General features: G+C 58.9%; 8 protein-coding genes. 3 read left to right on the top strand and 5 right to left on the bottom strand.

The features are described from left to right. Positions 1–200: 200 nt before the first annotated feature. The gene (locus tag WA943_RS12075; RefSeq protein WP_424470131.1) at positions 201–686 is read right to left on the bottom strand and encodes an SPOR domain-containing protein; all 486 of its coding nucleotides are present in this window, start codon (positions 684–686) and stop codon (positions 201–203) included. 107 nt (positions 687–793) lie between these two features. Continuing rightward, positions 794–1,912 carry an alanine dehydrogenase gene (gene ald, locus WA943_RS12080; RefSeq protein WP_424470132.1) on the bottom strand — a complete coding sequence of 373 codons (1,119 nt, stop codon included), beginning with the start codon at positions 1,910–1,912 and terminating at the stop codon, positions 794–796. Between the two features lie 172 nt (positions 1,913–2,084). Here ald and WA943_RS12085 point away from each other — a divergent pair, with 172 nt between their 5' ends. Further along, on the top strand, positions 2,085–2,708 hold the full coding sequence (locus WA943_RS12085; protein WP_424470133.1) for an NUDIX hydrolase: 624 nt from the start codon (positions 2,085–2,087) through the stop codon (positions 2,706–2,708). A 12-nt stretch (positions 2,709–2,720) separates the two neighbouring features. Here WA943_RS12085 and WA943_RS12090 read toward each other — a convergent pair whose 3' ends face one another. The 3 genes from WA943_RS12090 to WA943_RS12100 form a co-directional block, all read right to left on the bottom strand. Beyond that, a complete protein-coding gene (locus tag WA943_RS12090) occupies positions 2,721–2,921 on the bottom strand; it encodes a DUF2061 domain-containing protein (RefSeq protein ID WP_424470134.1) in 201 nt (66 codons plus the stop codon). 81 nt (positions 2,922–3,002) lie between these two features. Continuing rightward, on the bottom strand, positions 3,003–3,749 hold the full coding sequence (gene map / locus WA943_RS12095) for a type I methionyl aminopeptidase (RefSeq protein ID WP_424470135.1): 747 nt from the start codon (positions 3,747–3,749) through the stop codon (positions 3,003–3,005). 15 nt (positions 3,750–3,764) lie between these two features. Then, positions 3,765–4,451 carry a glutathione S-transferase family protein gene (locus WA943_RS12100; protein ID WP_424470136.1) on the bottom strand — a complete coding sequence of 229 codons (687 nt, stop codon included), beginning with the start codon at positions 4,449–4,451 and terminating at the stop codon, positions 3,765–3,767. Between the two features lie 192 nt (positions 4,452–4,643). Between WA943_RS12100 and WA943_RS12105 the strand changes: the two genes are divergently transcribed. Further along, a complete protein-coding gene (locus WA943_RS12105; RefSeq protein ID WP_424470137.1) occupies positions 4,644–5,783 on the top strand; it encodes an ABC transporter ATP-binding protein in 1,140 nt (379 codons plus the stop codon). Between the two features lie 67 nt (positions 5,784–5,850). Then, on the top strand, positions 5,851–7,068 hold the full coding sequence (locus tag WA943_RS12110; protein WP_424470138.1) for a hypothetical protein: 1,218 nt from the start codon (positions 5,851–5,853) through the stop codon (positions 7,066–7,068). The last annotated feature ends 446 nt before the right edge of the window (positions 7,069–7,514 follow it).

Consider the following 7,514-nt stretch of genomic DNA (forward strand, 5'->3'; position numbering starts at 1 on the left):
GGGCGAAGTCTTCCTTTTAGGGACGGCCATGTCTTGAGGCTCCGGTCTGGCAAAACCTCAGGACCCCTGAAGGGGCACCATTGCGAGGTTCTGAAAATTCTATAATTGAGCCGCAATCCTTGTGGGATACAGCTGTTGGCGGGCCTTATACAGGCAAACCGGACCACAAGTCCACCGGCTTTCAACCAATGGACGACTCTTTAGCGAGCTTCTATCACCGGGCAATGCGGCGCGGGAACGCCAGCCTTGCTGCAGGCAGCCTTGGCGGAACCAATCGTCGCGAAATTACCCATACGAAGCCTGTGAAATGTCCCGTCGCCCTTCAGCGACACGGTTTCGATCTTGAGCTTGTTGTCGCGCTCAAGAGCCGGCTCGCGGCTGGCAAGATCGAGATAACGCCGCGTCGCCTGATCGATCGACACATAGGAGCCGAGCGGAACATAGTAGCCGGCGCGGTTGCGCGTATGAGGGCGCGCAACCGGCCGCGCCGCAATCGAGCCCGTCACGACATCGTCATTGGGATTATAGGTCGGCGCGTTCTGGGACTGCCTCACCAGATCGGTCAATCCACCCCGGTCATAAGCCTCGCTCCGGCGCTCGTGACGCTCATTTCGCGCCACAAACAATGCGACGCAAGCCGCAATCAGGAGAAGCCAGAAAAGCTCTCTGCGTCTCGACCTGTCCATGACCTCATCCCCTCCAAAGCCAGCAGCCTCCCGCAGGAGACGACCTCAAAGATGGGCCAAGATGGTTAATGTGTGTTTAAATTTGGCACACACCGAGACCCAAACGCTCAAGCCGCCAGAGCTTTTTGCGCCGAAAGATAGGCAACGCCAAGCGCATCGGAGACGGCCTTGTAGGTGATCTGGCCTTTGAAGACATTCAGCCCGGCCATCAGATGCGGATTTTCGGCAAACGCCTTCGCATAGCCCTTGTCGGCAAGCGCCAATATGAAAGGCAAGGTCGCGTTGTTGAGCGCGAAGGTCGAGGTGCGCGCCACGGCGCCCGGCATATTGGCAACGCAGTAATGAACGACGCCGTGCTTGATATAGGTCGGCTGGGCGTGGGTCGTCGGACGCGAGGTCGCAAAGCATCCGCCCTGATCGATGGCGATGTCGACGAGCACGGAGCCCTTCTTCATCTTCTTGACCAGCTCTTCGGAAACGAGCTTCGGCGCGGCCGCGCCCGGCACCAGCACCGCGCCGATGACGAGATCGGCACCCAGCACGTGCTCTTCGATCGCATCGACGGTTGAATAGATCGTGTTGAGCTTCGGCCCGAACTGGAGATCGAGTTCGTAGAGGCGATGCAGATTGAGATCGATGACCGTGACATGCGCCTCCAGGCCCATCGCCATGCGCGCCGCATTCATGCCCGACACGCCGCCGCCCAGAACGACGACCTTCGCCGCCGGAACGCCCGGAACGCCGCCAAGCAACATGCCGCGCCCGCCTTGCGCAATTTCAAGCGAATGCGCACCCGCCTGGATCGACATGCGCCCCGCAACTTCCGACATCGGCGCGAGCAAAGGCAAACCGCCGCGCGCATCGGTGACGGTTTCATAGGCGATGGCGATGACGCCCGATTCCATCAATCCGCGCGCCTGTTCAGGATCGGCGGCCAGATGCAGATAGGTGAAGAGTATCTGCCCCTCGCGCAGCATCTTGCGCTCATGGGGCTGCGGCTCCTTCACCTTCACGATCATGTCGGAGCGGGCATAAATTTCTTCAGGACTGTCGGTCAACTCCGCACCGGCGGCGAGATACTGCTCATCGAAAAGGCCGATCTCGAAACCGGCGCCCTTCTGCACGAGAACCTCATGGCCGTTATGCACCGCCTCGCGCACGGAAGACGGCGTCATGCCGACGCGATATTCGTGAACCTTGATTTCCTTGGGAACGCCGATGTGCATGAGACACCCTTACCGTTGACGGCTCGAAAGCCGTCCGCTCAAATCTACTGCTGCTCCTTTAGCGCACCAATATCCTGCATGGGAGGGTTTTCGTCATCGCGTCGAACATCTTACCCGGATTTTGGGCTCCACTGTTTGGTTTGCGAAGGAACAGGGTGCTAAAATCACCGCCATGTCGCATATTTTTAACGCAAACCTCCGCGATGACGTGGCTCGGCGCCTCGGCTCCTTCGAGCTTGCGCCACCCCCGCCCGGCACGCTGAAACGCGCCGCCGTCGCGATCACTATCGTCCCGCATGGAAATTCCGCTGCTTTTTTGCTGACGCGCCGCGCGCCCCGTCTCAACGCGCATGGCGGGCAATGGGCATTGCCGGGCGGCCGCATCGACGGCAATGAAACGCCGGTCGAAGCCGCACTGCGCGAGCTGGAAGAGGAAATTTCACTGCGCGCGACATCGTCTGCCGTGCTTGGCACGCTTGACGACTACCCGACGCGCTCGGGCTATCTCATCACACCGGTTGTCGTCTGGGCCGATAATCTGGAAGGCATGAAACCCAATCCGGGCGAGGTCGCCTCCATTCACCCCTTCGCGCTCGACGAGCTGGTGCGGCCAGATTCGCCCGTTTTCCTGACAATCCCCGAAAGCGCAAAGCCGGTGATCCGCATTCTCCTCGGCGAGAAAGACCACGTCCACGCGCCGACCGCCGCCGTGCTCTATCAGTTCGGCGAAGTGGCGCTACGAGGCCGCGCGACGCGGGTGGCCGACCTGGAACAGCCGGTCTGGGCCTGGAAATAGGTGGAAAAAGCCTCAGGCGTGGTGAAACCGGCTCATATTGCCGCCGCCCTCTTCCCAGCGCCCATAGACGAAAAGCAGCACGCCATTGATGGCAGGCTCGACCAGCGCGACACCGAAGGCCACCACCGCCTGCCCGGTCAGCACATAGGCGACCGTCAGCCCGACCACGAAGTGGACGAGCGAGAAAGCGACTGCCTTTTTCAATGCGCGCATGACGGCCTCCTGACCATCCAAGTTGCGAGTAATTATTATTTAAAACTATGAAGAAGCTGCGTCAAGGGTGCAATCGGCCCTTTATGTCGCAGTCAGGATCAGCGGCCCGTTCCGGGTGACGACGAGGCTGTGCTCATATTGAACGGTCGGCTCCGGGCGGTCGGCCAGCAGCGTCCAGCCATCATCCGTGTCTTCGGCGAAAGACGCGCCGCAGGACAGAAACGGCTCGATGGTGAAGACCTGACCCTCGTGAATCCGCCGCCGCTCCGAACGATCCGCCCAGGTCGGGATCTCTTCGGGGTCTTCATGCAGCGCCCGGCCCACGCCATGGCTCGCGAGATTGCGGATGAGCGTATAGCCGCCCTTCTGCGCAAAGCGCTCGATGCGCTCGCCGATTTCGGCAAGCCGCGCGCCCGGCTTCACAGCGCCGATGCCTTCCCACATGGCGCGCTTGCCATCGCGGCAAAGCTTCGCAACGCGCGTCGTGACAGGCGGCACGGCAAAGCTCGCGCCCGTATCGCCGAAGAAGCCGCCAAGTTCGGCAGAGACGTCGATATTGACGAGATCGCCCGCCGCAATCCGCCGCTCGCCGGGAATGCCATGGGCAATCTCGCGATTGATGCTGATGCAGGTCGCACCGGGAAAACCATAGGCGAGTTCGGGCGCGGAGCGCGCGCCATGCGCGTCGAGGCCCGCGCGCCCGATCTCATCCAGCTCGCGTGTCGTCATGCCGGGCTCGATCGCCTTGCCCATGTCGCGCAAGACCGCCGCAACGATCCGGCCTATGCGCCGCAAGGCTTCGAGTTCTTCTTCCGACGTGATCGTCACGCAATCATCCCTTCTTTAAAGCTGCACGATTTTCAGCGCCTCATCGGCAAACTTCTTCGCGCCCTTGCCATCGCCTTCCTGAAGCGTCTTCAGATCGACAGGCACCGCAATGCCGCGCTGCGCTGCCGGACGCGCGGCAATGGCATCCATCCAGCGCTTCAGGTTCGGCAGATCGTCAATCTCGACGCCCGACCATTTATGCGTGCGCACCCATGACCAGTTGGCGATATCGGCAATCGAATAATCGCCCGCCAGATATTCGTGATCCTTCAGGCGCCCTTCGAGCACGGTGAAAAGACGCTTCGATTCGTTCTGATAACGATCGATGGCCGCCTGAATTTTCTCCGGGAAATAGCGGAAGAAAACATTCGCCTGCCCCATCATCGGCCCGATGCCGCCCATCTGGAACATCAGCCACTGCAAGACGAGCGAGCGGCCCTTGGCATCGCTCGGCATCAGCTTGCCGGTTTTCTCCGCCAGATAAATCATGATCGCGCCGGATTCGAAAACTGCAAAATCACCCTCGTCGCGATCGACGATGGCCGGAATGCGGCCATTGGGGTTGATCTTCAGGAACCAGTCTTCCTTCTGCTCGTTCTTCGACAAGGCGACCGGCTTCACCTCATAGGGAAGCGCAAGCTCCTCAAGCGTGATGGAAGCCTTCCAGCCATTCGGCGTCGAGGCGGTATAGAGATCGATCATCGGACGGTTCTCCCTTATATGATTTGCGTTCAGCATATCTCGTGATAGCACCGCGCCGCGACAAGGACTTTGCGAGTGCCCTCCCCGCTTGCCATGTCCCAAAAAGCATTGAACACTCGCCGCCCGGCCCTGTTTCAACATCTGGACGCCGGAGCAAATGGGAACCAACACGCCTTGAGGACGACAGTGAGCATGGCTTCACCGGAACAAATCAAGTCCGCTCCCTCGACGCCCGGCGTCGCTTCGAACGACCGGCCGATTATTGAAATCAGGAACGTCTCGAAGATATTTCCCGGCGGCGTGAAGGCGGTCGACAACGCCAACATCGCGGTCGGCCGCGGCGAGTTCTTCGCCCTGCTCGGGCCGTCCGGCTGCGGCAAGACAACCTTGCTGCGCATGCTGGCGGGATTCGAAACGCCGACAAGCGGAGAGGTCATCATCGACGGTCACGACATGTCGACGGTCGCGCCGAACAAGCGCCCCGTGAACATGGTGTTCCAGTCCTATGCTGTCTTCCCGCATATGTCGGTCGAGAAAAACGTCGCCTATGGCCTGCGCATGGACGGACGCCCACGCGCCGAAATCAAGAAGCGCACGGAAGAAGCGCTGGAGCTTGTGAAGCTCGGCGGCTTCGGCAAACGCATGCCGCATGAAATGTCAGGTGGCCAGCGCCAGCGCGTGGCGCTCGCCCGCGCCCTCGTCAAACGCCCCTCGGTGCTGCTCCTCGACGAACCGCTCTCCGCGCTCGACGCCAAACTGCGCGAGGCGATGCAGCTCGAACTGGTGCGCCTGCAACAAACGGTCGGCATCACCTTCGTCATCGTCACGCATGACCAGTCCGAAGCGCTGTCGATGGCAAACCGCATCGCGGTGATGAACCAGGGCACGGTGCGCCAGATCGCAACGCCCGCCGAACTTTATGAAAACCCCAAGAGCCGCTTCGTCGCCGACTTCATCGGCCGCATCAACCTGATGGACGCGAAGTCAACGCGCATCGGCGACCACCGCGTGAAAGTCACGGCAAAGATCATCGGCGATATCGAGCTGGCAGGCGACGCCGAAGGCGACGTGGCACTCGCCGTGCGCCCCGAAAAGATTTTCGTCGCCGAAACCAAACCCACCGACCCCGACATCATCGCACTGCGCGGCAAGGTCGGCGAAGTCGCCTATTACGGCAGCTTCAGCAACGTCTTCTTCGACGTCGGCACCGGCACACCGCTCCTCGCCGACATCGGCAACGTGTCGCGCGACATCGAGGAATTCACGTTCAAGAAGGGCGAGGAGTATTGGGTGTATTGGCGGAAGGGCGACACGCTGGTGTTGGGGGCGTGAGGGGAAGCGTCTAGGCAGAGATCTAGACCGACGATCTACTTCAACCAAACGATAGCGATGGAATTTTATGGCGTCAGTCGGCGCGCTATTACTGGAGTTCGAAAACGCTCCAAGCGCAACCGCAGTTGCGGTTTGGCTTGCGGAGAAATCGACATCCAGTGTCGACCGCGAATTGGACAGTGGATGGGAAGTATCTATCCGAGCCGGACAGCCTCTCGCAGTTGCACGTTCGAAAAAAACTTTCCTAGCAGACAATGCCTTGTTGCTAGCGCTTGAAGCGATAGAAGAGACATTGGACTTGGTTTGCTTTCGCTTTAACGAACCACTTGAACTCAAGCCGCAGGCCAATGATCGACTAATTATAGAGACCGTTGCCGATAAGCGCGTATTGACGCTTAGAACCGTAGTGATTTGGAGTGAACGCGTTAAACCGATATCCCTTATTGTTAGAGACGCTAGTGGAAACATAAAGCTACCAACCCCGACAAATCCGGCTTGGCAGCCGGTGCTCCGCTATTATCGCCTGTCGCAAACTCGGGATAACATGTTCGATGCCTATCGATACATGTTCATGGCATTTGAGGCGCTCCTCTACCGCCTTTGGCCGCTCGCAACAAAACCTAAGAAAGAGCGCGAGGTCGACTGGCTAGTCAGAGCCGTAGGCGAATTGGGTAGGCGCATAAATTTGGCGGATTTCGTTCCGCATCAGGCGAACGACATGGCAAAAGCCTTCGTGGACAGCCAATATGCTCAATTCAGATTGCCGCTGTTCCACGCAAAAAAATCCAGCCTTACATTGCCGCATGAAGGTCTGTTGGAAGAGGATATTGCAGCTGCATATTCTCGACTGACTCGATTGGTTCGGGAAAGCCTCAATGTGTTCTTCAATTCACAGGGACAAAGTGGAGCTATCCCTTACACTGCCTTTCAGGGAAGCATCACGCAGGCGCTCAAAAAGGCACCATTGACGGTGGCGTTTTCGCCGGACGATAGCCCAATGGACATCGATGGCGAACTCTTCTCTCCCAGGGGCTTAAGCGTGATTGAGTTCGAAAAATGGGAGGCCGAGCCAGAATCCAACACCGACACCCGGCTGATAACAGCAACCCTTGGCATCAAAGATAAAACTCCCAAAGGTCCTGTGCATCGGTTGGGGCTTCTACGTTCAGGAATGCCATTAGTATTGTCGAAACTTGATGAGCCAATCGACCTGGATGGGATTGACGTATTTCGGCTTGAACTACTATTGAAATTAGTCAATTTGAACACGCCGAAATGGACGTGACTGATGATGGAGATTTCTGGACTGAGTGAATCGTGCGTCATGCCGACGTCGGCAACGTGTCGCGCGACGTCGAGGAATTCACCTTCAAGAGTATTGGGTTTACTGGCGGAAGAACGACACGCTGGTGTTGGTGCGTGATCATCGGCGTTTCGTCTGGGCGCCCCACTTCCAAATTCGTCATCACCCGGCTTGACCGGGTGATCCATCTGTACCGATTGCGGGGCGAAGATGGATGGCCCGATCAAGTCGGGCCATGACGGTATGGGGTTTGGTCGGACAGTCAGGCCGCCACCAGACCGGTGCCCCAGACGCCGAGCGTGACGAGGATCACGCCTCCGACAATAACGCCGCAGGCGGAACTGAAGCTCTCGGATAAAACTCGGCGTCATCCCGGGACTTGATCCCGGGATCCATTAGGCTTCTCGACATGCTGAACCTTCGATGGG

Origin of the sequence: Parvibaculum sp. (assembly GCF_049651025.1) — a bacterium.
Classification (GTDB): domain Bacteria; phylum Pseudomonadota; class Alphaproteobacteria; order Parvibaculales; family Parvibaculaceae; genus Parvibaculum.